Annotated in this window: 23 protein-coding genes; 12 read left to right on the top strand and 11 right to left on the bottom strand. The window is 61.9% G+C overall.

The features are described 5' to 3' along the window. Positions 1-5 precede the first annotated feature (5 nt). The 7 genes from HPQ62_RS02090 to HPQ62_RS02060 all read right to left on the bottom strand — a co-directional run bounded on the left by HPQ62_RS02090 (position 6) and on the right by HPQ62_RS02060 (position 10,199). Positions 6-1,400, bottom strand: coding sequence for a pyruvate dehydrogenase complex E1 component subunit beta (locus tag HPQ62_RS02090; RefSeq protein ID WP_174800844.1), 1,395 nt, complete (start codon positions 1,398-1,400; stop codon positions 6-8). Positions 1,401-1,416: 16 nt separating this feature from the next. Then, positions 1,417-2,439 carry a pyruvate dehydrogenase (acetyl-transferring) E1 component subunit alpha gene (gene pdhA, locus HPQ62_RS02085; RefSeq protein ID WP_174800843.1) on the bottom strand — a complete coding sequence of 341 codons (1,023 nt, stop codon included), beginning with the start codon at positions 2,437-2,439 and terminating at the stop codon, positions 1,417-1,419. A 144-nt stretch (positions 2,440-2,583) separates the two neighbouring features. Next, complete coding sequence (locus tag HPQ62_RS02080) at positions 2,584-2,904, bottom strand: FtsB family cell division protein (protein ID WP_174800842.1); 321 nt, start codon at positions 2,902-2,904, stop codon at positions 2,584-2,586. A 154-nt stretch (positions 2,905-3,058) separates the two neighbouring features. Next, positions 3,059-4,333 (bottom strand): phosphopyruvate hydratase, encoded by a 1,275-nt coding sequence (gene eno / locus HPQ62_RS02075; RefSeq protein ID WP_174800841.1) that lies wholly within the window; start codon positions 4,331-4,333, stop codon positions 3,059-3,061. Between the two features lie 204 nt (positions 4,334-4,537). Continuing rightward, positions 4,538-5,377, bottom strand: coding sequence for a 3-deoxy-8-phosphooctulonate synthase (gene kdsA / locus HPQ62_RS02070; RefSeq protein WP_174800840.1), 840 nt, complete (start codon positions 5,375-5,377; stop codon positions 4,538-4,540). Between the two features lies 1 nt (position 5,378). Continuing rightward, positions 5,379-6,257 carry a VOC family protein gene (locus HPQ62_RS02065; protein ID WP_174800839.1) on the bottom strand — a complete coding sequence of 293 codons (879 nt, stop codon included), beginning with the start codon at positions 6,255-6,257 and terminating at the stop codon, positions 5,379-5,381. A 72-nt stretch (positions 6,258-6,329) separates the two neighbouring features. Further along, positions 6,330-10,199, bottom strand: a complete 3,870-nt coding sequence (locus tag HPQ62_RS02060; protein ID WP_174800838.1) for an autotransporter domain-containing protein — start codon at positions 10,197-10,199, stop codon at positions 6,330-6,332. Between the two features lie 254 nt (positions 10,200-10,453). On the opposite strand from HPQ62_RS02060, the gene HPQ62_RS02055 reads away from it, so the two are divergent. The 5 genes from HPQ62_RS02055 to HPQ62_RS02035 all read left to right on the top strand — a co-directional run bounded on the left by HPQ62_RS02055 (position 10,454) and on the right by HPQ62_RS02035 (position 15,999). Then, positions 10,454-12,349, top strand: coding sequence for a SurA N-terminal domain-containing protein (locus HPQ62_RS02055; protein WP_174800837.1), 1,896 nt, complete (start codon positions 10,454-10,456; stop codon positions 12,347-12,349). Between the two features lie 108 nt (positions 12,350-12,457). Continuing rightward, positions 12,458-13,492 (top strand): anthranilate phosphoribosyltransferase, encoded by a 1,035-nt coding sequence (gene trpD / locus HPQ62_RS02050; RefSeq protein WP_174801410.1) that lies wholly within the window; start codon positions 12,458-12,460, stop codon positions 13,490-13,492. Continuing rightward, on the top strand, positions 13,489-14,298 hold the full coding sequence (gene trpC, locus HPQ62_RS02045; protein ID WP_174800836.1) for an indole-3-glycerol phosphate synthase TrpC: 810 nt from the start codon (positions 13,489-13,491) through the stop codon (positions 14,296-14,298). Before trpD ends, trpC begins: the two co-directional genes overlap by 4 nt. Beyond that, on the top strand, positions 14,295-14,792 hold the full coding sequence (gene moaC, locus HPQ62_RS02040) for a cyclic pyranopterin monophosphate synthase MoaC (protein WP_174800835.1): 498 nt from the start codon (positions 14,295-14,297) through the stop codon (positions 14,790-14,792). The genes trpC and moaC overlap by 4 nt, the downstream gene beginning before the upstream one ends. 1 nt (position 14,793) lies before the next feature. Then, positions 14,794-15,999: a molybdopterin molybdotransferase MoeA gene (locus HPQ62_RS02035; protein WP_174800834.1), complete on the top strand. Its 1,206-nt coding sequence runs from the start codon at positions 14,794-14,796 to the stop codon at positions 15,997-15,999. A gap of 6 nt (positions 16,000-16,005) precedes the next feature. Here the strand turns inward: HPQ62_RS02035 and HPQ62_RS02030 are convergent, their stop codons facing one another. Next, the gene (locus HPQ62_RS02030; RefSeq protein WP_174800833.1) at positions 16,006-16,326 is read right to left on the bottom strand and encodes a DUF1476 domain-containing protein; all 321 of its coding nucleotides are present in this window, start codon (positions 16,324-16,326) and stop codon (positions 16,006-16,008) included. A 249-nt stretch (positions 16,327-16,575) separates the two neighbouring features. Here HPQ62_RS02030 and HPQ62_RS02025 point away from each other — a divergent pair, with 249 nt between their 5' ends. From HPQ62_RS02025 to HPQ62_RS02010, 4 genes are all read left to right on the top strand, one after another. Beyond that, entirely contained in the window at positions 16,576-17,337 is a 762-nt protein-coding gene (locus HPQ62_RS02025) for a phosphoribosylaminoimidazolesuccinocarboxamide synthase (RefSeq protein ID WP_174800832.1), read from the top strand. Between the two features lie 30 nt (positions 17,338-17,367). Beyond that, positions 17,368-17,610 (top strand): phosphoribosylformylglycinamidine synthase subunit PurS, encoded by a 243-nt coding sequence (gene purS, locus HPQ62_RS02020; protein WP_174800831.1) that lies wholly within the window; start codon positions 17,368-17,370, stop codon positions 17,608-17,610. An 11-nt stretch (positions 17,611-17,621) separates the two neighbouring features. Further along, entirely contained in the window at positions 17,622-18,296 is a 675-nt protein-coding gene (purQ, locus tag HPQ62_RS02015) for a phosphoribosylformylglycinamidine synthase subunit PurQ (protein WP_174800830.1), read from the top strand. A 107-nt stretch (positions 18,297-18,403) separates the two neighbouring features. Next, entirely contained in the window at positions 18,404-18,985 is a 582-nt protein-coding gene (locus tag HPQ62_RS02010; protein WP_174800829.1) for an acyloxyacyl hydrolase, read from the top strand. A 241-nt stretch (positions 18,986-19,226) separates the two neighbouring features. Here the strand turns inward: HPQ62_RS02010 and HPQ62_RS02005 are convergent, their stop codons facing one another. Further along, positions 19,227-19,649 (bottom strand): winged helix-turn-helix transcriptional regulator, encoded by a 423-nt coding sequence (locus HPQ62_RS02005; RefSeq protein ID WP_174800828.1) that lies wholly within the window; start codon positions 19,647-19,649, stop codon positions 19,227-19,229. A gap of 171 nt (positions 19,650-19,820) precedes the next feature. Between HPQ62_RS02005 and HPQ62_RS02000 the strand changes: the two genes are divergently transcribed. Then, positions 19,821-20,702, top strand: a complete 882-nt coding sequence (locus HPQ62_RS02000; protein ID WP_174800827.1) for an NmrA family NAD(P)-binding protein — start codon at positions 19,821-19,823, stop codon at positions 20,700-20,702. Positions 20,703-20,708: 6 nt separating this feature from the next. Here HPQ62_RS02000 and HPQ62_RS01995 read toward each other — a convergent pair whose 3' ends face one another. Together HPQ62_RS01995 and HPQ62_RS01990 are read right to left on the bottom strand one after the other, a co-directional pair. Continuing rightward, positions 20,709-21,461: a pyridoxine 5'-phosphate synthase gene (locus HPQ62_RS01995; RefSeq protein WP_174800826.1), complete on the bottom strand. Its 753-nt coding sequence runs from the start codon at positions 21,459-21,461 to the stop codon at positions 20,709-20,711. Positions 21,462-21,548: 87 nt separating this feature from the next. After that, positions 21,549-22,676 carry an ATP-dependent DNA helicase gene (locus HPQ62_RS01990; RefSeq protein ID WP_174800825.1) on the bottom strand — a complete coding sequence of 376 codons (1,128 nt, stop codon included), beginning with the start codon at positions 22,674-22,676 and terminating at the stop codon, positions 21,549-21,551. Between the two features lie 133 nt (positions 22,677-22,809). Between HPQ62_RS01990 and HPQ62_RS01985 the strand changes: the two genes are divergently transcribed. Together HPQ62_RS01985 and HPQ62_RS01980 are read left to right on the top strand one after the other, a co-directional pair. After that, a complete protein-coding gene (locus HPQ62_RS01985) occupies positions 22,810-23,196 on the top strand; it encodes a COG4315 family predicted lipoprotein (protein WP_174800824.1) in 387 nt (128 codons plus the stop codon). Beyond that, the gene (locus HPQ62_RS01980; protein ID WP_174800823.1) at positions 23,165-23,707 is read left to right on the top strand and encodes an RNA polymerase sigma factor; all 543 of its coding nucleotides are present in this window, start codon (positions 23,165-23,167) and stop codon (positions 23,705-23,707) included. The genes HPQ62_RS01985 and HPQ62_RS01980 overlap by 32 nt, the downstream gene beginning before the upstream one ends. Positions 23,708-23,766 lie beyond the last annotated feature (59 nt).

The raw sequence follows: 23,766 nt of genomic DNA, 5'->3' as shown, positions 1-23,766 counted from the left end.
CTCCCTTACTTGTAGCAGACGGCCTTCACCGCATCGATGACTTCACCGACGTTCGGCAGGGCGAGCTTTTCGAGGTTGGCGGCGTACGGCATCGGCACATCCTTGCCCGCGATCGTCATGATCGGCGCATCGAGATAATCGAAGGCCTGCTGCATCACGCGGGTCGCGATCTCGGTACCGACGGAGGACTGCGGGAAGCCTTCCTCGACGGTCACCAGACGGCCGGTCTTCTTCACCGATTCGATCACGGTCGGCAGGTCCATCGGACGGATGGTGCGCAGATCGATGATCTCGACGTCGATGCCGTCTTCCTCAAGCTTGGCGGCGGCTTCCACGGCATAGGTCATGCCGATGCCGAAGGACACGATCGTGACGTCCTTGCCCACCTTGTGCACGCGCGCCTTGCCGATCGGCAGGACGAAATCATCCAGCTTCGGCACTTCGAACTTGTGGCCGTAGAGGATTTCGTTTTCGAGGAAGATCACCGGATTGGGATCGCGGATCGCAGCCTTCAGAAGCCCCTTCGCATCGGCAGCCGTGTAGGGCATGACGACCTTGAGGCCCGGAATGTGGCTGTACCAGGCCGCATAGCACTGCGAGTGCTGGGCGGCGACGCGGGCTGCAGCACCGTTCGGGCCGCGGAACACGATCGAACTCTCCATCTGGCCGCCGGACATGTAGTGCGTCTTGGCGGCAGAGTTGATGATCTGGTCCATCGCCTGCATGGCGAAGTTGAAGGTCATGAACTCGACGATCGGCTTCAGGCCGGCAAGGGCCGCACCCACGGCAACGCCGGTAAAGCCGTGCTCGGTGATCGGCGTGTCGACCACGCGCTTGGCACCGAATTCCTGCAGGAGACCCTGGGTGATCTTGTAGGCGCCCTGATATTCGGCAACTTCCTCACCCATGATGAAGACATCGCCATCGGCGCGCATTTCTTCGGCCATGGCATCGCGCAGCGCCTCACGCACCGTCATCGTCACCATTTCGGTGCCTTCCGGAATGTCCGGATCGGAGGCGACCTCGACGGCCTTCGGCTCTGCGGGCGCATTCGAAGCAGATGCCTGCGGCTTTTCTTCCTGCTCGACTTCAGGCGCCTTGTCAGACTGCTTCGGCGCTTCGGCGGCATCGGCCTTGCCGATGTCATCGGCGCTTTCGCCTTCCTCGAGAAGAACGGCGATCGGCGTGTTGACCTTCACGCCCTCGGAACCCTCGGCAACCAGGATCTTGCCGATCGTGCCTTCGTCGACGGCTTCGACTTCCATCGTCGCCTTGTCGGTTTCGATTTCGGCGATCACGTCACCGGCGGCGACGCTGTCGCCTTCCTTCTTGAGCCACTTGGTAAGGTTGCCCTCTTCCATGGTCGGAGAAAGGGCAGGCATCAGAATATTGGTAGGCATGTTATCCCTCCCCGTCTCAGCGCAGAATATCGGTGTAGAGCTCGGAAACATCCGGCTCCGGATCGGTCTGGGCGAAATCGGCGGCATCGGAGATGATGGCGCGGACGTCCTTGTCCACGGCCTTCAGATCGTCCTCGCTCGCCCACTTCTTGGTGAGCAGACGCTGGCGAACCTGTTCGATCGGATCATGCTCGGAACGCATCTTCTGCACTTCGTCCTTCGAGCGGTATTTCGCCGGGTCGGACATGGAGTGACCGCGATAGCGGTAGGTCTGCATTTCGAGGATGATCGGACCATTGCCGGAGCGGGCGTGGTTTTCCGCTTCTTCGGCAGCCGCCATCACGGCACGGACATCCATACCGTCAACCTGCATGCCGGGAATGCCGAACGAGGCGCCGCGCTTGGAGAAATCGGTCTCGGCGGACGAACGCGACACCGAGGTGCCCATGGCATAACGGTTGTTCTCGACCACGAAAACGACCGGCAGTTTCCAGAGCTGCGCCATGTTGTAGGTTTCGTAAACCTGACCCTGGTTGGCAGCGCCATCGCCGAAGTAGACAACGGAGACCTTGTCGTCGCCGCGATACTTGTTGGCAAAGGCAAGACCTGCACCGAGCGGCACCTGAGCGCCGACGATGCCGTGACCGCCGTAGAACGCCTTCTCCTTGGAGAACATGTGCATCGAGCCGCCCTTGCCCTTGGAATAACCCGAGCGGCGTCCGGTAAGCTCAGCCATCACGCCGCGCGATTCCATGCCAGTTGCGAGCATGTGGCCGTGGTCGCGGTAGCTGGTGATGATCTGATCGCCATCCTTCAGCGCCATCTGCATGCCGACAACGACAGCTTCCTGGCCGATGTAAAGGTGACAGAAACCGCCGATGAAGCCCATGCCGTAAAGCTGGCCGGCCTTCTCTTCGAAGCGGCGAATCATCAGCATTTCGCGCAGGGCATGCATTTCCTGATCGCGGTCAAACTCGACGATCCGGCTGTTATCTTCTTTTTTGGGGGATTTCCGTGAAGCGGACGCTTGCGACGCCATCAAGACCTCCTTTGGAAGGAAAGACGTGGAATTGACATCACAATAGGCAGTTTTGTGCGGCACGGCAATGCTAGATTTCAGCATGTTTGCGCCGTACAATTATCTGAAATATATCACTAAAGTTCGAATTAACTAGATTTCGGTTTATTGGAGGTGACGCTCGAAAATCACGATTTCGTCCGGCCGCAGCAGGTTCAGGGCATAGCGCGCCTGCTCGTCGATCGCATCCTTCATGAGCGACCCGTCGGACAGCATCTTGACGTGGCGCTCCATTTCCTCGCGCTCGGCGACCAGCTTCTGAAGCTTGCGTTCATTGAGCGCCTTGTGCTGCTCGAAGCGCTCACCGGCGATCAGGCCGTAGTCCCCATGGATCGAATGATAGATGAAGTAGCTCATAAAGCAGGCGGCAATCGCGGGCACGACCAGACGGCCATATATCCGGGATTTATGATGTCGGGTCCACATGAAGCTGTCCGGGGGTACGCAATACACTATATGCAAATTAGCTCAGGAACCTTAACCAAGGCTAAATCCCCGGCCCGAGAACGCCGAAAGCCCGCGACGCAAGCCGCGGGCTTTCAAGGTCTCAATCAAGATGCCAACCCAGTTTGGCCCGCAATCAGCCCTTCAGGATCGAACGGCCGGCATAGACGGCCTGATCGCCGAGTTCTTCCTCGATGCGGATGAGCTGGTTGTACTTGGCAAGCCGGTCCGAACGCGACAGCGAGCCGGTCTTGATCTGTCCGCAATTGGTGGCAACCGCGAGATCGGCGATGGTCGAGTCTTCGGTTTCGCCGGAGCGGTGCGACATCACGCAGGTGTAGCCGGCCTTGTGGGCGGTCTCGACGGCGTCGAGCGTTTCCGTCAGCGAGCCGATCTGGTTGACCTTGACCAGCAGCGAGTTGGCCACACCCATCTTGATGCCGTCCTTCAGGCGCTTGGTGTTGGTGACGAACAGGTCGTCGCCGACGAGCTGGCACTTGCTGCCGATCAGCGCAGTCAGTTCCTTCCAGCCATCCCAGTCGTCTTCGGCAAGGCCGTCCTCGATCGAGAAGATCGGGTACTTGCCGATGAGGTCGGCGAGGTAATGCGCCATCTCGCCGGAGGAGAGCGTCTTGCCCTCGCCTTCCATCACATACTTGCCGTCCTTGTAGAATTCGGTCGAGGCCGCATCCATGGCAAGGTAAACATCGTCACCCGGCTTGTAGCCGGCCTTTTCGATCGACTTCATGATGATGTCGAGTGCAGACGTGGTGCTCGGAAGCGCCGGCGCGAAACCGCCCTCGTCACCGATCGCGGTGTTGTAACCGCCGGCGGAGAGTTCCTTCTTCAGCGTGTGGAAGATTTCCGACCCCATGCGCACGGCATCGCGCATCGTGTCGGCGCCGATCGGCATGATCATGAATTCCTGGAAGTCGATCGGATTGTCGGCATGCTCGCCACCATTGATGATGTTCATCATCGGAACCGGAAGCGAGTGCGCGAATGCGCCGCCGACATAGCGGTAGAGCGGCAGGCCGCAGGCGGTCGCGGCGGCCTTGGCGGTTGCCAGCGATACGCCGAGGATGGCATTGGCGCCGAGGCGACCCTTGTTGTGGGTGCCGTCAAGCTCGATCATGGTCTGATCGATTTCCATCTGGTTTTCGGCGTCGAGGCCGACGATCGCCTCGAGGATGTCGTTGTTGACGGCATCGACAGCCTTCTCGACGCCCTTGCCGAGGTAGCGTTCGCCACCGTCGCGCAGTTCAACGGCCTCGTGCGCGCCGGTGGAGGCGCCGGAGGGAACGGCGGCGCGGCCGATCGTGCCGTCTTCCAGAAACACATCGACCTCGACCGTGGGATTGCCACGGCTGTCGAGGATTTCACGGGCGAGAATGTCGGTGATTGTCGTCATGTCTGTCTACCTGTCGACCTTGCTACAAAAATTGAAACGACCACGCCTGAGCGCTGGTTCTGAGCGATCCGTTCACCCCTTGGGCGGGCGGCACAGATCGCCGGAGTTCTGCTTAATGCAGTTCGTGTTCCAGCACTATGACGAATGAAGAAATTTTGACGCCTTGCCCCTAAATATCGGCGAGCCGCCGGACCATGATTGAGCTTACCTTCCCTTTGCAACCGCGTCAAAAGCAAGAAGCTTTTCCAGAAGGCGCGGCATCTCGCCGAGCGGCACCATGTTGGGGCCGTCGGAGGGCGCATTGTCCGGATCCTCGTGGGTCTCGATGAACACGCCCGCCACGCCGACCGCGACCGCAGCCCTTGCCAGCGTCTCGACGAATTCGCGCTGACCGCCGGTCGAACCGCCCTGCCCGCCCGGTTGCTGAACGGAATGGGTGGCATCGAAGATCACCGGCGCGCCGGTTGACGCCATGATCGGCAGCGCACGCATGTCGGAGACCAGCGTATTGTAGCCGAAAGAGGCGCCGCGCTCGCAGAGCAGGACATTGTCATTGCCGCTGTCGACAAGCTTTGCCAGCACGTTTCGCATGTCCCAGGGCGCCAGGAACTGGCCCTTCTTCACATTGATGACACGGCCGGTCTTGGCGGCGGCGACCAGAAGGTCGGTCTGGCGCGACAGGAACGCCGGGATCTGGAGAACATCGACGACCGTCGCCACTTCGGCGCATTGTTCTTCCGTGTGAATGTCGGTCAGCACCGGGAAGCCGAATTCCTTCTTGAGGTCTGCAAACACCTCGAGCGACTTATCGATGCCCATGCCGCGCTCTGCCTTGAGCGAAGTGCGATTGGCCTTGTCGAAGGAGGACTTGTAAACGAGGCCGATCCCGGCATCGGCGCAGATTTCGGAAAGCTTCCCCGCCATCATGAAGGCATGATCTCGGCTTTCCATCTGGCACGGTCCGGCAATCAACGACAGTTTTCCGCTGTTGGAAAAGCTGACGGCCTTGTCGCCTTCGCCGGCTGTTACGGTTTTCTCGGTCATGCTAGTTTTCCCTGAATATGAAGGTCACGCCCTGGCCGGGCGCGGGCGGCACGACAATGCTGCCCTCCGCCTCTGTCGCGGCGATCTCATTGGCCTGAAGAATATCGGAGAGATTTGAAAGATCTGCGGTTTCGAAAATGATCGCGGCGGCGGAAAGCCCGCGCCGATGGCTCTTGCGTTCAATGCCGTAGCGCGATTGCAGATGAGCATGTGTGAAAACGGAAAGCGCGGTCGAAGGCAGGCTGGCGGTAAAGCCTTCCGGATGGATGACAGCTTCGCCGGCACCGCTCAGCATCTGCAGCAGCGGCTCGAAATCCATGGGATTGTCCTCGCAAAGCAGCAGCTCCGAAACGCCCGTGACGCCGTTCTGATGCCCGATCAGGCTTGCATCGGGGGCAAGCGGCTGAAGACGTTCGCAGGTAAAGAAGAAAAGGTCCGGCGCGCGCAGGTCGGCGGCAAAGGCAAGGCGGAAACCCGCCGTCGCCTCGCTCCCGTCGGCCTTCATGAAGGGCCGCGAAAAGCTGAAAAGATCGCCGGCGGCAAGACCAGCCCTTGCAAATTCATCATGGTCACGCGCAGCGTCCGCGCTCTTGAAGACGAAGGCCGACAATCCGTCGTCGCCGTTCAGGAAGCGGAAGGCCCGGTCGCGCCGCACGAACTCGGCCGTGGCAAGGCTCTGCTCATAGAGCTGCCGGTCGGCGATCGCGATCGGCTCGAGATAGGTCGAATCGGCGAAATAGATGCAGGCATTGGCCGTGCCGAACGGATGGCGCGCCTCCGGCGCCACGGCGAAGCCGAGCGCTGAAAGCCTGAGCCGCGCGGTCGAAAGATCAACGACCGGCAAAACGAGATGGTCGAGAGGACGGAGTGAAAGAGACATGGCCCCTCCTTTTCGGCGCTCTTGATGGCACAGAAATGTGCCCTCCTCAAGGAGGCGCTGCGATCGTGCGGCTTACCAGGTATATCTAAGCTTGGCGGACGCAATCAGCGCCGAGTAGTCCGCACCCCATTCGCCATAGGCACCGATGCTCAGATCGGCCTGGGGCGTGAGCTGGATCTTCGCCGCGACATTGGCGGCGACAGCGCTTCCCGTCGGCGCGTTGCTGGAGATCGAGAAGCCGTACCCCGGAAGCGCCAGGAAGCTTGCCCCCGCATCGCCGCCACCGCCATAGCGATAGAGGTAGGAGACCCGGCCGTTGACGGCGAAGCGCTGCGCGATTTCGCCGGCTGCCGTATCGAAGCCGATCCCGGCCTCGACCGTTCCCCGAAAGAGCCCGACATCCGAATAGGCGAGCGCCGATGTGCCGAGACCTGACGCAACCTCCTCGCTGTAATCCGGCGCATGGGTATAGACCGCGCTCGCAGCGGCGAAGGGAATGATGGCGACGTTGCCCTGGACCAGACGTCCACCGGCCTCGATGCGCCCGCCAACGCTCATTGCCGAATAGGAGCCGCGCAGCATGTCGATGGCATTGCCGAACGCCACCGTTCGCTCCGTATCGATGCTGTCGACGCCTCCGCCGACGACGCCGGTTGCGTAGAAGCCTTCCTTCGACTGGGTGACGCCATTGACTGCCGCATGGAAGCTCTGCGTGTCGGCCTTGCCGGCCTGGTCTGTCTGCTTGTAGGTGGACATCCCGCCGCCGAAGATGATGCCGATCGCGTTGGCATCGTCGAGCCGCGCCAGATAGCCGCCCTCGACCATGTTGCTGTCGATATCGGCGCCGGAATTGCCGGCCTGGGCATCGCCCTTCACGCTGGAAACGCCGCCATTATATTCGAGCCACGCAGTGCCGGCCGGATTGAACGGTCCATAAAACGGCTGACGCCTGGCCTGCGACCAGTCCCAGCGCGGATCGCCCGCCGCATTGCCATAAAGATCGCGGCCGCTTACGGCCCAATAGGCAAGCCCCGAGGTCGTGGAGGGCGCATTGCCGACGCTGTCATCGCTGGACCCTTGCTCGACCGGACGCCAGCCGGCAAGAAGCCGGTTGGGATTGGAGGAGCGCCGCAGGAAACTGTCCATGCCAAGCGTTGCGCTCATGGTGGCATTCACGCCCAGTTCGCCCCCGAGCGTCGTCATCGCCGCTTCATAGGCGGTTCCGCTCTGCAGCATGCCTGCGGCAAGCGTGCCTTGCAGCGGCACGCCGTCATTGAATGCCTTGACGAGTTGCGTGTTCACGCTCCGCCCGAGTTCCGAAAAGCTGAAATTGCCGCCCACATAAGCGAGATCGAGCTTCAGGGCATTGCCCTGTTCGCTGACGGTGCCGCGAAACTGAGACGGCAGCGTATCGACCGAGGCATCGAAGGTACCGGTGATATCGCCGGCGAGCAGCAGCGTATAGTCCTGCTTCAGCGTGCCGCCCTCATCGAACTCGAGGCCGACCGTTGTATCGTCAAAGGCAACCGTCCCGTTCACGATGGCAGGTTGTTGATCGACATTGATCACAGCCACATAGGTCGCGCCCTGATCGAAATCGAGATCGCCATCGACGGTAATGGGTCCGCTGTCATCGCCAGCGCGGAACGTACCGCCGCGGCTGACATGGGTGTCGCCGATCATGCCCGAGCCGCCGAGGGTCGCGCCGGTCCCGACCTCGGCCGTTGCGCCGCGCAGATCGGCATCGATATCCACCGAACCGCCAATGGCCTCGACCGAGCCCGTGAAATTCGGACTGTCGGCGGCAAGTCTCAGTTCTCCCGGCCCCTTCTGCGCCACAACGCCACCGCCTGCAAGCGTGCCGCGGAACGTGATGTCGTCGGAGCGGGCAAAGCTCAGCGCGCCACCGGCCTCGATTTCGGCATTGCCGCCGAGCGCGCCGCTGGTGCCGCCGGCGCCCACCTGGATTTCCGCGCCGCTGGCGATCGTGGTCAGCCCGAGATTGGTGTTGTCGGCGGTCAGGATCGTTGTGCCGTTCAAGGCCGAAATCAGGCCCGTTCCGGAGATGACGGGCGCGAAGACGTAGTCCGAACTCGTGTGATTGAAGATAAGTTGCGCATTGCCGCTGCCGAAGGCGACGGTGGGAGCCGAAAGCGTTCCCGGCGCGCGCACCGCGGTGCCGCCCGGTGCCGTGCCGATGACGAGGATGCCGACAGAGCCTGCATTTTCGGCAAGCGTCAGGCTTTCGGCCGAGAGCACGCCGCCATTGGCAAGTCCGATCAAGCCCGCTCCCGATTCGCCGGCAACCAGGTCGCCGTCGATGGTCCAGAGGCCGCCATCCACATCCGCGACACCCACCGAGCCTGCCGATTGCGCAATCACGCTGGCCGTGCTTGTGACCGATGCGCCATCGGCCACTGAAAAGGCGCCGAAACCCTGCGCGCCAACGGTTATGCCGCCGTCAACGGTCCAGGTGGAGCCGGTGCCGCTCACGGAAACAGCACCGACGGCGGTCGCAGAGGAAGCGATGACGGTGGTGTGGTTCTTGACGATGCCGCCGCTGGCGATCACCAGCGCAGCGTCGCCATCCTGTCCGACGGTCAGGTTCGATCCATTGTCCCAGACGCTTGCACCGGCAACACTGACCACACCGGCGCTATCGGCATCACGCCCGATCACGCCGCCATTGCTGGTGAGCAGACCGCCGTCAAACAGGCCGAGCAAGCCATCGCCCTTGGCGCCGACCGTCATGCGGTTGGTCAGGGTCATGCTGGAGCCGCTGCCGCCGATCCCGAGCACACCGACGCCGGCGGCATTGACGCCGACCATCGCATAATCTGCCGTCACCGTTGCGCCACCGGTCACGGCAACGACACCCGCACCCGAATTGCCGACCTTCAGGGCGCCGGTGAGCTGCAGCTGGCTGCCCGCTCCATCGATTTCGGCAGCACCCTGGCTGTCGGTCACATAGCCGACCGTCATGTTGCTCGCCGTCATGGTCGCGCCGTCGAGCACCGAAAGCTGGCCTGCGCCGCCCGAGCCGCCGCCACTCACATTGCCGCCGATGGCAACATCGTTATAGACGTTCCAGAGCGAACCGGCGCCGGTGACGAGAGCGACGCTGCCGACGGAACCGGAATTCTGCGCGATGCTCAGCGATCCGCTGATCGCATGGCCGCCATCGCTGACGTTGACGAGGCCACCGCCGGAAAGACCGACCGTCAGATCTCCGTAACCGTTCCATTCCGAGCCTGCGCCCGCGATGACAACAACGCCAGCTCCGTCCGCAGCCTTGCCGATGATGGTCTGGTTCGATTCAAACTTGGCGCCGCCCATGACGGACAGAATGCCCGCGCCCTGGTTGCCGATCACGACGCTGTTGTCGCCGGTGCCATAGGTTCTGAGCTGCGTTCCGGCACCCTGCAGCATCAGGGTGCCCTGGCCGCTTGTGGCGTTGCCGACGACGATCGCGCCTGCCTGGCCCTGGGCGCCCCCGCTCATCGTCAGCGTGCCGCTGCCGGCGCCGCCGACCGTGATCATACGGTCGAACTGGATCGCGCCGCCCGAGCCCTGGACATTCACCGTGCCATTGCCGCCGGACGCGGCGCCGATCGTGATGAATTCGCCGCTGACCGTCGCATTGGCAGTCAGCAGCCCTGACGCCGTATTCCCGACGATGAGATTGTTGGTATATTCCGTGCCGATGCCGACCTGCAGCACAGGCGCATTGTTCAGCGTGTTGATGGTGACGTTGTCGCCCGACTTCGGCGGAAGCGCCGGCGTGGCACCGTTCACGGTCCAGTTGGTGGTGGTGTACCAGTTGGTAGAGGTGGCGCCCGTCCACTGAAAATCCGCAGCGAGGACCGGCATGCCCGAGGCCATGACCAATGCAGACGAGCTCAGAAAGATCGCCCTCGCCCGCCGGAAACTCAAAACACTCATGACATTGCCCTTGCGCCAACCGATAGAAGGATTCGAGACGCGGATGACGCCGGAATCTGAGGTTGATTCTGGCCGCAGTAACTTAAGAATAGGTTGCCGCCGGACAATCTGCAGATATGGCTAATTTTTATGGTTAATGAAGCGTTAGCATGGCCTGTTGCGGGCCTTTGAGAGGCTGCGGCTTCAATTCGGTTGCATCTTCGTCTATGAAGCGTCACAAAACCGAAGGTTCGGCAAACAGGGACTGCTAGAGAATGCTTGAGACAATGCGCAAAGGCGCCCAGACCTGGGTCGCGAAACTCCTCCTGATTCTGCTGATCATCTCCTTCGGGATTTGGGGCGCCTCCAGCGCATTTCTTTCCGGCAGTTCGGATGTGGTGGTGCGCGTTGGCGACAAGACGGTTTCGGCGAACGAATACCGCCTCGCCTACCAGCGCCAGCTCGACAGCCTCAGCAACCAGTTCGGCCGCCGCCTGACCGGCGAGGAAGCCCGCATGATCGGCGTCGACCAGCAGGTCAACGCCCAGCTCGTTGCCGGCGCCTCGCTCGACCAGCTTGCCGACGACATGAATCTCGGCCTCTCCGAAGACCGCCTTGCAACGATCATCGCCAATGACCCGGCCTTCCAGAACAGCGATGGCCGATTCGACCGGCAGCGCTTCAGCGCGCTTCTGCGCAATGTCGGCCTCAACGAAGATGATTACGTCGCCGAGCGCAGCAAGGTTGCCGTCCGCTCGCAGATCGTCGATGGCATGGCAGACGGCTTTGTGCCGCCGAAGACGCTTGTCGATGCGATCAGCGAATACCGCAACCAGTCGCGCGGCGTGGATTACATCGTCATCAACAATGCTTTCATCGATCCGGTGAAGTCGCCGGCAGACGATGTGCTGGAGCCCTGGTTCGAGCAGCGCAAGACGGCTTACCGCGCGCCGGAATACCGCAAGCTCTCCTATGTGGCGCTGCACCCGGCCGACATCGCCGATCCCGCCGCCGTCACCGACGCTGAGGTGCGCGCAGACTACGACGCCCGGATTGCAAGCTTCACGACCCCCGAGGAACGCCGCATCCAGCAGCTCACCTTTGCCGATCAGGCAACGGCGGAACAGGCTGCACAGGCGCTTGCCGATGGCACAAAGACCTTCGATCAGCTGATCGCAGATCAGGGCAGAACGTCGGGCGATGTCACGCTCGGCATCTACCGCAAGGGCCAGTTCCCTGACGCCACCATCGACGAGGCTGCCTTCGCAATTGAAAATGAAGGCGGCACCAGCGAAGTGATCCAGGGCAATTTCGGCCCCGTGATCCTGCGCATAACCGCGATCCAGCCGGCCACGGTCACGCCGTTCGATCAGGTCAAGGACCGCATCCGTCAGGAGCTTGCCGAACAGCAGGCGGCCAACGACATTCTCAACGTCGAGAACCAGTATGAAGATCAGCGTGCGGGCGGCGCATCCATGGCCGATGCGGCCGCCTCGCTGAACCTGACGCCCGTCACCGTCGATGCCATCGATGCCAGCGGCAACGACCAGAACGGCAATCCCGTCCCCGATCTGCCGCTCGGCAGCGAGCTTGTAGGCGCTGCTTTCGACAGCGACACCGGCGTGGAGAACCTTCCCCTCAATCTCTCCGATGGCGGCGTCGTCTGGTACGAGGTCGAAGACATCATCCCGGCCCGCGACCGCACTTTCGACGAGGTCCGCAGCAGGGTTCAGACCGATTGGGCGGCCGAGCAGCAGCGCGTTGCGCTTGCCGACAAGGCGGACGAGCTGAAAATCCGCATCGAGGGCGGCGAAAGCATGCAGCAGATCGCCGATGATCTCGCGATCGACGTCAACAGCGTAACCTCCGTGACCCGCACGGCCCCGAACGATGCGCTCGGCGGCGAAGCCGTTGCCGCAGCCTTCAGCGGTCCGCTCGGCACCGTCGCCACCGCCCAGCGTGACAGCGGCGCCGAACAGGTCGTCCTCAAGGTTGTCGCCGTCGTCAACCCGACTGGAACGCTTGCCGCCAGCGGCGATGATCAGGCCGTGAATGCGATTGCCGCCTATGCCGGCGACGATATTCTCGACGAGATGATCAACCGTCTGCAGAGCGAGTACGGCGTTTCGATCAACCAGACGCTCGCCCAGCAAGCCGTCAACATGCGCTAGAGCGCCGCGGGCGCGCCTGGTGCAAGCCATCGGGCGCGCATGAGGTGGGCTTGAATAATGAGCGAGCATCTTCCGCCCGACCGCCGCATCCGACAGCAGGAGCAAACCATGTTCGAGTTGAAGCCCTACATTGCCAAGATCGCCGGCGGCAATTCGCTGAGCCGCGACGAGGCGCGACAGGCCTTCGATCTGCTGATGTCGGGCGAAGCGACCCCATCCCAGATCGGCGGGTTCCTGATGGCGCTGCGCGTCAAGGGCGAAACAGTGGACGAGATCGTCGGGGCGGTTTCCACCATGCGCGCCAAGATGACGCCGGTGAACGCGCCGGCAGGCGCGATCGATATCGTCGGCACCGGCGGCGATGGCGCCGGCACCTATAACATCTCCACCCTTGCGGCAATCATCACGGCGGGCGCCGGCGTGACCGTGGCAAAGCACGGCAACCGGGCGCTCAGCTCCCGCTCCGGCACCGCCGACAGCCTTTCCGAACTCGGGGTCGAACTCGACATTACGCCAGACGTCATCGAAGCCTGCCTCGAAGAAGCCGGCATCGGCTTCATGTTTGCCCAGAAACACCATGCGGCGATGCGTCATGTCGGCCCTTCCAGGGTCGAGCTCGGCACCCGCACGATCTTCAACCTGCTCGGCCCGCTTGCCAATCCGGCCGGTGTCCGCCGCCAGCTCCTTGGCGTGTTTTCACCCGAATGGGTGCGCCCGCTTGCAGAGGTGCTGCGCGATCTCGGCTCCGAAAAGGTCTGGGTCGTCCACGGCCAGGGCCTCGACGAGATCACCACCACCGGCGAGACGATGGTGGCCGAGCTTGCCGATGGCAAGGTTCGGGAATTCTCGCTGTCGCCCTCCGATTTCGGCGTTGCCAAGGTCAATCTCGACGCGTTGCGCGGCGGTGACGGCAAGGTCAATGCCGCGGCTTTGCGCAAGGTGCTTTCCGGCGAGAAGAACGCCTATCGCGACATCGCGCTGTGCAACGCAGCCGCAGCCCTCGTGGTTGCAGGCAAGGCTGACACGCTCTCCGACGGGATGGCGATCGCCACCGAGGCGCTTGAAAGCGGCAGGGCCGCCGTGGCGCTGGACAGGCTGGTCGCCGCCTCCAACCGAAAGCCAGACAACGGATCACGGGCATGAGCGACATTCTGACGAAGATCGAAGCCTATAAGCGCGAGGAAATCGCTGCGGCGAAGGCGAAGGTATCGCTCGCGGACCTGCGCGCAAGGATCGAAGACACCGACAAGCCGCGCGGCTTCGCCAAGGCGCTCTTCGACCGGAAGGATGAAGGCCGTTTCGGCCTGATTGCCGAGATCAAGAAGGCAAGCCCCTCCAAAGGCCTGATCCGGCCGGACTTCGACCCGCCGGCCTTTGCGAAGGCCTATGAAGAAGGCGGTGCTGCCTGCCTTTCCGTGCTGACCGATACGCCGAGCTTTCAGGGCGCACCGGAATATCTGGCTGAAGCCAAGGCCGCCTGCGCCCTTCCGGCGCTGCGCAAGGATTTCATGTTCGAGCCCTATCAGGTCTATGAGGCCCGGGCCTGGGGGGCAGATTGCATCCTGATCATCATGGCAAGCCTTAGCGATGACGAGGCGCGGCTGCTGGAAGATACCGCCTTCGAACTCGGCATGGATGCGCTGATCGAGGTGCATGACGAAACCGAATGCGAACGGGCGCTCAAGCTCTCCTCGCCCCTCCTCGGCATCAACAACCGCAATCTGCGCACATTCGAGGTTTCGCTGGAGAACAGCGAGCGGATTGTGCCGATGATCCCCGACGACCGGCTGATCGTCGGCGAGAGCGGCATTTTCGTGCATGAGGACTGCCTGCGGCTTCAACGCGCCGGAATTTCGACCTTCCTGGTCGGCGAAAGCCTGATGCGCAAGGACGATATCACTGCCGCCACCCGCATGCTTCTGAACGGCGAGGCAGCGGCGAACCGATGACGGACAAGCCCGATCGCCTGACCCATATCGACGAGGCCGGAGAGGCGCGGATGGTGGATGTCGGCGCCAAGGCCGAAACTGACCGCACGGCCACCGCCGAAGGCTATGTCCGCATGAAGCCGGAAACGCTGGCGCTGATCGAAAGCGGCAACGCGAAGAAAGGCGATGTGATTGCAGTGGCCCGCATTGCCGGCATCATGGGCGCCAAGCAGACGTCGAACCTCATTCCGCTCTGCCACCCCCTGATGCTGACGAAGGTCAAGGTCGACATCGCTGCAGATCACGCCCTTCCGGGCCTCAGGGTTCAGGCGACGGCTGCGCTGACCGGCAAGACCGGTGTCGAAATGGAGGCGCTGACCGCCGTGTCGGTCGCCTGCCTGACGATCTATGACATGGCGAAGGCAGCAGATCGCGATATGGAAATCGGCGCGATCCGTCTTGTCGAGAAGTCCGGCGGCAAGAGCGGCGAATTCAGGCGCAGCAAGGAAGACTGAGATGGCAACCCCGCTGCTGTCCGTGGAAGAGGCGCGCGAGATCCTCCTGTCGCATGCCCGCACGGCAAGCGCTGTCGAGAGCGCGCCGCTTGACGAGGCAGATGGCCGCGTCCTGGCCGAAGACATCGTCTCGCGCATCACCCAGCCGCCCTTCTCCGCCTCCGCCATGGATGGTTATGCGGTGCGCGCGGCCGATATCGGGCCTCATGGTGCAGAGCTTTCGCTTGTCGGCGAAGTGGCGGCAGGCGCCATGCCGGATATTGCCGTCACGCCTGGAACCGCGATGCGGATCTTCACCGGCGCGCCGGTTCCCGAAGGCGCCGACAGCGTGGTGATGCAGGAAAATACCGAGACGCGCGGCGACCGTCGGGTGTTCATCGCAACAGCGCCGGAAGCTGGGGCCAATATCCGCAAGGCGGGCCAGGACTTCAAGGCAGGCGACGTGCTTCTGAAACGCGGCAGGACGCTCGATGCGCGCGCGCTGTCCGTTGCCGCGGCCTGCGGCCATGGCCATGTCCGTGTGCTGCGCCGCCCGCGCGTCGCGATCCTTGCCACCGGCAACGAGCTGGTATCACCCGGGACGCTTCCCGGACCCGGCCAGATCTCCGCCTCCGGCAACATCGCCATTCTCGCGCTTGCCCGGGCCAATGGCGCCGAGACGATCGATCTCGGCATTGCCCGCGACCGTGAAGAAGACATCCAAGATGCCGTCGAACGGGCACGGCGCGCAGACGCCGATATTCTGATCACGATCGGCGGCGCCTCGGTCGGCGACCACGACCTGATCCAGCCCACGCTTTCGGGCTTGGGCATGGCGCTTGACTTCTGGAAGGTGGCGATGCGTCCGGGAAAGCCGCTGATGGTCGGACGTCTGGACGAGATGCAGGTCCTCGGTCTTCCCGGAAACCCTGCCTCAAGCTTCGTCTGCGCGCTGCTTTTTGCAGAACCGCTGATCCGCAGGATCGGCGGCCTCAAGGCGCGGGAAAGGCAGAGACAAGCGATTGCAGGACATGCTCTCGAGGCCAACGGACCGCGCCAGCATTACATGCGCGCCCGCCTGAGCGCCGATGGCCGCGCGGAGACCTTCGAGAGCCAGGATTCCTCTCTTCAGGTGACGCTTGCTGAAGCCGATTGCCTGATCGTTCGCCCGCCCCACGCAGAAGCTGCAGAGGCGGGCGAGCCGGTTGCGATCATGCTGCTTGGCTGAGACGGCTCAGCCTGCTTCCGGCGCCTGCGCCGCCTCAAGGTGGAACTGCTGAAGCTTTGCCCGGATGGTTGCCTCGTCCATATCGACGCCGGCCGCGCGGAAATCATCCATCAGCTTGCCGATCAAATCGGCGTCGCCTGCTTCGATGAAGTCGCTGGCCATCACTTCCCTGATGTAATCGGCATCGCCGTCACGCCCGATCAGACCCGCCGCCCAATTGGCAGCCAGGCGATTGCGCCGCGCTGTGAGGCGGAACTGCGCATCATGCCCGGCGCTGAAAGCCGCCTCGTGTGCCTTGCCGCGATCGGAAAAGATTCGGTCTGCCATTTCAACCTCCCTTTGGGTTCTACATTCCACCAAAATGGTCATTGCTTTTGCAATATGGAAGATCAGAAGGGTCGTTTCCTGCCAAAATCCACTTTCCTTATCGATTTGCGGCCAGCAAAACGTGCAAAACCGCAATTGCCTTGAAAAACGCGTGGTTTTGATTGAGAAAGCGGCGCAAACTCGCTATTCGAGCGAAAGAGAAGATATCTGCGCGCTCTCTTATTGCGCGCCAACGTATACGAGACAGTTATGAGCCGTCGCCGCCGGGTGTATGAAGGCAAGGGAAAAGTCCTTTACGAAGGCCCCGAGCCCGGAACCCTGATCCAGTTCTTCAAGGACGATGCCAGCACCGAGCCGGGTGCAGGCGCCGACGTGATCGACGGAAAAGGTGTCCTGAACAATCGCATCTCCGAGTATGTCTTTGGACATCTGAACGCGATCGGGATTCCCACGCATTTCATCCGCCGCCTCAACATGCGCGAACAGCTGGTCCGCGAAGTCGAGATGATCCCGCTGATCGTGACGGTCCGCAATGTCGCAGCCGGTTCGCTCTCGCGCCGCCTCGGGATCGAGGAAGGCGTGCCGCTGCCGCGTTCCATCGTCGAATTCAGCCTGAACTCCGACGAGCTCAACAATCCGCTGGTGACCGAAGAACACATCACCGCGTTCGGCTGGGCCTCGCCGCCCGAACTCGATGACATGATGGCGCTTGCGATCCGCATCAACGACTTCCTGTCCGGGCTTTTTCTCGGAGCGGGCATGCAGCTCGTCGATTTCAAGATCGAGTGCGGCCGCCTGTTCGAAGGCGACATGATGCGCATCATTCTTGCCGACGAGATCTCTCCCGACAGCTGCCGGTTGATGGATCTCGCAACGCGCCAGCGGCTCGACTCCCGCGTCGAGGGCGCGGATGGCACGTCGGTCAGCGCCTATTCCGAAGTCGCCCGCCGGCTCGGCATCATGAACGAAAACGAACCGACGCGTGCCGCCGGTCCCGTGCTCGTGAAATAGCAAAGACAAAGAGAAATTGAGGTTAAGCCAGTGATCAATGCCCGCGTCATCGTCACCTTGAAAAACGGCGTTCTCGATCCGCAGGGAAAGGCCATCGAAGGCGCCCTTCATGGTCTGGGCTTCGAAGGCCTTGCTGGCGCCCGTCAGGGCAAGGTGTTCGACCTCGTGCTCGATACCGACGATCGCGCCAAGGCCGAAGCCGACGTTGCCGCCATGTGCGAAAAGCTTCTGGCCAACATGGTGATCGAAAACTACGCCGTCGAACTGAACTGATCGGACCTGCCATGAAATCCGCGCTCATCCAGCTTCCGGGCCTCAATCGCGACCGCGACATGTTCGCAGCGCTCAGCCAGATTTCCGGCCACGATCCGGTCACCGTCTGGCAGACCGAAACGGAACTTCCCGATGTCGACCTGATCGTCATCCCGGGCGGTTTCTCCTATGGCGACTACCTGCGCTGCGGCGCCATCGCCGCCCGGATGCCGGTGATGCGCGCGGTGGCCGAAAAGGCGCGCCAAGGCGTTCGCGTGATCGGCGTCTGCAACGGTTTCCAGATTCTGGTCGAAGCCGGACTTCTTCCCGGCGCGCTGATGCGCAATGCCTCGTTGAAGTTCGTGTGCCGCGAAGTGCGGCTTTCTGTCGCAAACAACCGCACGGCCTTCACGAACAGCTATCGGCAGGATGAGATCATCCGCTGCCCGGTCGCCCATCACGACGGCAACTATTTTGCAGAAGCCGATGAGCTGGCGGCCATTGAAGACCGCGGCCAGGTCGTGTTCCGCTATGCGGAAGGCACCAATCCGAATGGGTCCGTCAATGATATTGCGGGTCTGGTCAACGAGGCCGGGAATGTGCTCGGCATGATGCCTCACCCGGAAAACCTCATCGAGCCGGCCCACGGCGGCACTGATGGCCGCAGGCTTTTCGAAGCCGCGCTCGGCGTGATCGAGCCTGCCTGAGTTTAAATTAGCGACGGCTTGACCTGAGATCAAAGTTGGGACGTAATGCGGCAAAAATGTGCTTTGACGCATTATGGTTACCGAATTGATTCGAACAGGCCTACCATATGAAAATGAAAGCGTTCTCGACGCCGGCTGCGGTCGCAGCAGTCTTGATGGTTTCTGCGACATCCGCCCTTGCCGCCGACGCAGACACCCCTCCCACCGCTGCACATGAGAGTATTTTCGATGAGGCCCGGTTTGAGATCGCCGCCTCTCTCGGCGCGAAATCGGACTTTGAAAGCGGCGTTTTCATCATCCCGAGCCTGTTCTTCGATCCGCTTCACAGCGAGGGACGCGAAGGCTTCGACAAGTTTTTCCACCCGCGCTTCTTCCTCAGCGCCAGCATCTCGACCGATGACGAAGCCTCGCAGTTGATGGCGGGCGCGAGCTGGAAATTTTCACTCATCGACCGGACATTCGCCGATATCGGCTTCGGCGGCGCCTTGACCAATGGCGACCTCGATGAGGGTGGCCGCGGCCCTGGCGTCGGCTCCCACCTCCTGTTCCACGAATATCTGGCGCTCGGCGTCGATCTTGACGAAAACTGGAGCCTGACGGCCACCGTCCGCCACTCCTCGAACGCCGATCTTGCCAAGCCCAACAGCGGCTTGACCTATGGCGGCCTCGGCATCAGCCGGAACTTCTGAGCCTTCGGATCATCCCTCGCTGAAAACGCCTAAGGAGCATGTTTCCTGTACACGCGGCGGCATTCCTGTGCCGCCCTGTTAACCATGCTGCACGGTCGGATTTGGCAAGGGCCTTAAAATCTACTAAAATTTAACCATATATTGGAACTAAGCGGACGTCAGCGACGTTTCGTGCTTATAAAAATGAGATGACCCCCAACGAACACCCCGGCTTTGCCCCCTGCGCCGGGGTGTTTGTCGTTCAGGCATCCTCTTCCCCCAAATCAGAATCCTCGTCAAAATCCCGGCGCGACGCGCGAATGATCTCGTGATAATCGAGCGACCATTGCACCAGCGCAGAAAACGGCACCAGAAACGAACGTCCGGTATCGGTCAGTTCGTAGACCACCTTCGGCGGCTTGCTCGGGAATACGGTCCTGGTAATGAAGCCGTCGCGCTGCAGATCCCGCAAAGTCTTCGTCAGCATCCTCTGGGAGATATCCGGTGTGACGCGCTTCAGTTCGGCAAAGCGCAAGGCGCCGCCCGACAACGCCATCATCAGGAGCGTGCTCCACTTGCCTGAAACCTGGCTCAAGACATCGCGGACCGGGCAGCCATCGGCGCCCGTCTCGGCCATCTTGCGTGCCAGTTCATCTTTTGCCCAGACCGGAAACCCAGCTTCCATTTCAAACTCCTGCGCACACGGCTGTAACCCGGTTACAAATTGGTGCCTTCTTTACACGGATATCAAAGACACTAAATGAAACATAGTCTCTTTTTGAGACTTCGACTGACCTCCCTGCAGATCGAAGTGTCATTGCGAGACGCCAAACAGATTTCCATGAAAGAAAAAAACATGAACCATAACACTGTCCTCGTCACCGGCGCATCGGGCAAGCTCGGCCGCAAGACCATCGAGTTCCTTCTCGAAGCCGGAAAGCCCGCCGCGGAGATCATTGCCACCACCCGCGACGTCTCCAGGCTCTCTGACCTTGCCGAGAAGGGCGTGATCGTCCGGCAGGCCGATTTCAACCAGCCGGACAGCCTTGCCGAAGCCTTTGCCGGCGCTGACCGTGTCGCCATCATCTCGACCGACGCGCTTGATCCCTCAACCGACCGCCTGGCCCAGCACAGCGCAGCCGTCAACGCAGCAAAAGCCGCAGGCGCCGGTCACATCGTCTATACCTCGCTTGTGGGCGCGGACGGTTCGCTGATCAGCTTTGCCGGTGATCATCTCGGCACCGAAGAGGCGATCAAGGCAAGCGGCCTGTCCTACACGATCCTGCGCAATGCCTGGTATCAGGAAAACCTGCTGCAGAGCCTGCCGGATGCACTTTCCCACGGCGTGATGATGTCGGCTGCCGGTGATGGCAAGCTCAACTACATTGCCCATGACGACTGCGCCCGCGCGCTTGCTGCAGCACTCATGGCGGACGACGCCGGCAGCAAGACCTACACGCTGGTCGGCGTGCATGGTCACACGATCGAGGATGTCGCAGCGCTTGCCCGCAAGGCTTCGGGTAAACCGCTCGCCGTCCAGCACGTCGACAGTGAAACCCTGCGGACCACGCTCGAAGGTTTCGGCCTGCCGCCCTTCCTGGTCGATATGCTGGTGAGTTCCGATGACAACGTCAGGACCGGCAGGTTCGATGTCGTCAATGACGATTTCGAGACGCTGACCGGCCGCCGGCCCAAGCCGCTCGAGACCTTCTTTAAGGAAAATCTGAACGCGTTCTGAAACGCGTCAGATCGTATCGCCACAGGCATGGCGGAACCGGCGTACGCTCTCCGCCATGCCATATTCCAGCGCGTCGGCCGTCAGGCCATGGCCGATCGAGACCTCGGCAAGGTCCGGAATCTGCGCCACGAGCGGCGGCAGGTTGGCAACCGTGAGGTCGTGCCCGGCATTGACGCCAAGACCGAGATTGCGGGCGATCGAAGCCGTCTCCCCCAGCCGCGCTGCAAGCTCGGCCTCGGCCTTGGGGTCGTCGTGACAGGCACCGTAAGGCCCGGTATAAAGCTCGATGCGGTCGGCACCGCTTTCGGCTGCCGCCCGAAGCTGCTCCTGGCTAGCATCACCGTCGGCAAACAGCGAAACCCGCATCTTCTTCTTCTTCAACCGCTCCACCGTCTTCTTGAGCAGGTCGCGATTTTGCATGAAGTTCCAGCCATGATCCGAGGTCGCCTGCGCCGGGTCGTCCGGCACCAGCGTGACCTGATGCGGCGCGCATTCAAGGCAGAGCCCGATAAAGTGATCGCTCGGATAGCCTTCGATGTTGAATTCGGCGTTCGGAAATTCATCCGCGATCAGGGCGCGCAGGACAGCCAGGTCCGAAAACCGGATATGGCGCTGGTCCGGGCGCGGATGCACGGTCAAGCCGTGGGCGCCGGCCGCAAGGGCGATCTTTCCGAAATGGCGCACGCTCGGCCATGGCAAATCGCGCCTGTTGCGCAATTGCGCGATGGCGTTCAGATTTACGGAAAGCTTGGCAGTCATGGCACACTCCGTTTCAACATTGCATCAGCGCGCTGGGGCTGATGGCCGGCTGCTCATCTCTGGATTGTAGAGATAAAATCTGCACCCTTACATCACAATCGTCAATTTCTCGGCGGCGCGCGTGATCGCGGTGTAAAGCCAGCGCTCCCGCGTGTCGCGGAATGCCCAGCTCTCGTCAAACAGCACGACATTGCTCCATTGAGAGCCCTGCGCCTTGTGAACCGTCAGCGCATAGCCGTAATCGAAATCGTCATAGCGCTTCTTCGTCGACCACGGGATTTCGGTTTCGGCATCCTCGAAGGCCGCCTTCAGCAGCTTGATACGCGCAGCCGAGCGATCGGGGTCATCCTCTTCCGGATTGACCAGCAGGTTGATGCCGGGTTTTACCGTCTCGCGCGAGGCAGACATAACCTTCCAGAGCGATCCGTTGAGCAGGCCCTTGGCGGGGTCGTTTCGCAGGCATACCAGCTTGTCGCCGGCCTGCGGATGGACCTGGGTAAAGCCCTTCAGTTCACGCAGGCGCTGGTTGTAGCGCCGCCGCGTTCGGTTGGTGCCGACCAGCACCTGATCCGCATCGAGGACGAGATCCTGCGTCACATCGTGCTTGGAGATCACCTGCGCCAGCCCGTAATCGCCGTAACCGATCGCCTCGCCCTCGCGCACCTTCATCGCAAGATCGATGATCGGGTTGTCGCGGGCCTGGCGGTGGATTTCGGTGAGCAGGAAATCGGGCTCGTGGTTGGTGAAGTAGCCGCCGCCGGAAACGGGCGGGAGCTGGCCGGGATCGCCCAGCACCAGCACCGGCGTGCCGAAGGAGACGAGGTCCTGACCGAGCTTCTCATCCACCATCGAGCACTCGTCGATGATGATCAGTGCCGCCTTGGCAAGCGGGCTTTGCCGGTTGAGGGTGAACATCGGCGACACGGACGTCTTGCCTGTGTCCTCGTCCTCGATCATCTCCTCGCCCTTCGGACGGTAGATCAGGGAGTGGATGGTGCGGGCATTGGTGGCGCCCCGCGAGCGCAGCACCTGCGCGGCCTTGCCGGTAAAGGCGGCAAAGAGCACATCGCCATCCACATGTTCGGCGAAATAGCGCGCAAGCGTCGTCTTGCCCGTTCCGGCATAGCCGAACAGCCGGAATACCGGCGCCCGGCCTTCCTTCAGCCAGCGGGCAACGGCCTGCAGTGCTTCGTCCTGTTGCGGTGAGAGTTCCATGGGCGTGAATTGGCAGGATTCGCCGGGTCTCGGCAACTAAAAATCGCCGCCACCGGGAATAAACTCGCGTCGCCGCGTGTCTATGGGGTGTCACGACCGCAATCGGCGGTCACACAACACGGAGACGACAACCATGAAGAAGACACCGATCTTCGCCGCGATCGCCCTTGCGGCATTTGCAGGCATCGCCCACGCCGGCACCACCACCTTCCAGTCCGTCAATTCGCCCGAGGGCCAGGTGCTCGCAGGCCAGAATGGCCAGACGCTCTACACCTATGCGCATGACGCAAGGGACCAATCCGCTTGCTATGGTAGCTGCGCCAGCGAATGGCCCCCATATCTCGCCAACTCTTCCGCGCAACCGTTTGCACATTACAGCTTTGTGGTGCGCAAGGACGGCCAGAGACAGTGGGCATTGAATGGCGAACCCTTGTATTTCCGCGCCGGCGACAAACAGCCCGGCGATATCAGCGGCCAGAATGCCGGCGATGGCGCCTGGCAGGTGGCACGACCTTCATGAGCGCCGGTCACCGGCGCAGCGCCATCAAAACGCTGCGCCAGCCAATCGCAATTTCGAGGCGGCAATCCTTGATGAACTGCCGCGCCTTAGACGTCTTGCAGGCGCGCTGGCAGGCTGCTGCGGCGATGACCTCGTTCAGGACTGCCTTGCCGTGGCGCTTGAACGTCAGGCCCAATGGCGCGGCGACAATCTCTCGGGCTGGCTCAATGCAATCATGCGCAGCATCGATTCCAACCGGAGGCGTCACGACCGGGTATTGCCGATGATGGTGCTTGACGAGGATATCGGGCTCGAAGACCGGGCAGCGGAGACCAGGGAAATGGACCGCATCGGCGTCGAGGCAGCGCTTGACAGGCTCGAGCCATGCTTTCGCGCGGTCGTCATCCTGCGCGACATTGAAGGCTATAACTATGAAGAGATCGCCGAGATGCTCTCGATCCCCTGCGGCACCGTGATGTCGCGCCTCGCTCGGGCGCGGCACCGCATGGCGGAAACGCTGTCAGCCGCATAAGGGCTGGACGGGCGGACTGCGGCGGTTACCCCAGCCGCGAAGCGTTTCCCGCAGAAGCG

The organism is Martelella limonii (assembly GCF_013344475.1).
Classification (GTDB): domain Bacteria; phylum Pseudomonadota; class Alphaproteobacteria; order Rhizobiales; family Rhizobiaceae; genus Martelella; species Martelella limonii.
Note: the sequence above shows the minus strand (reverse complement) of the source record. Positions and strands in the feature narration are given on the sequence as shown.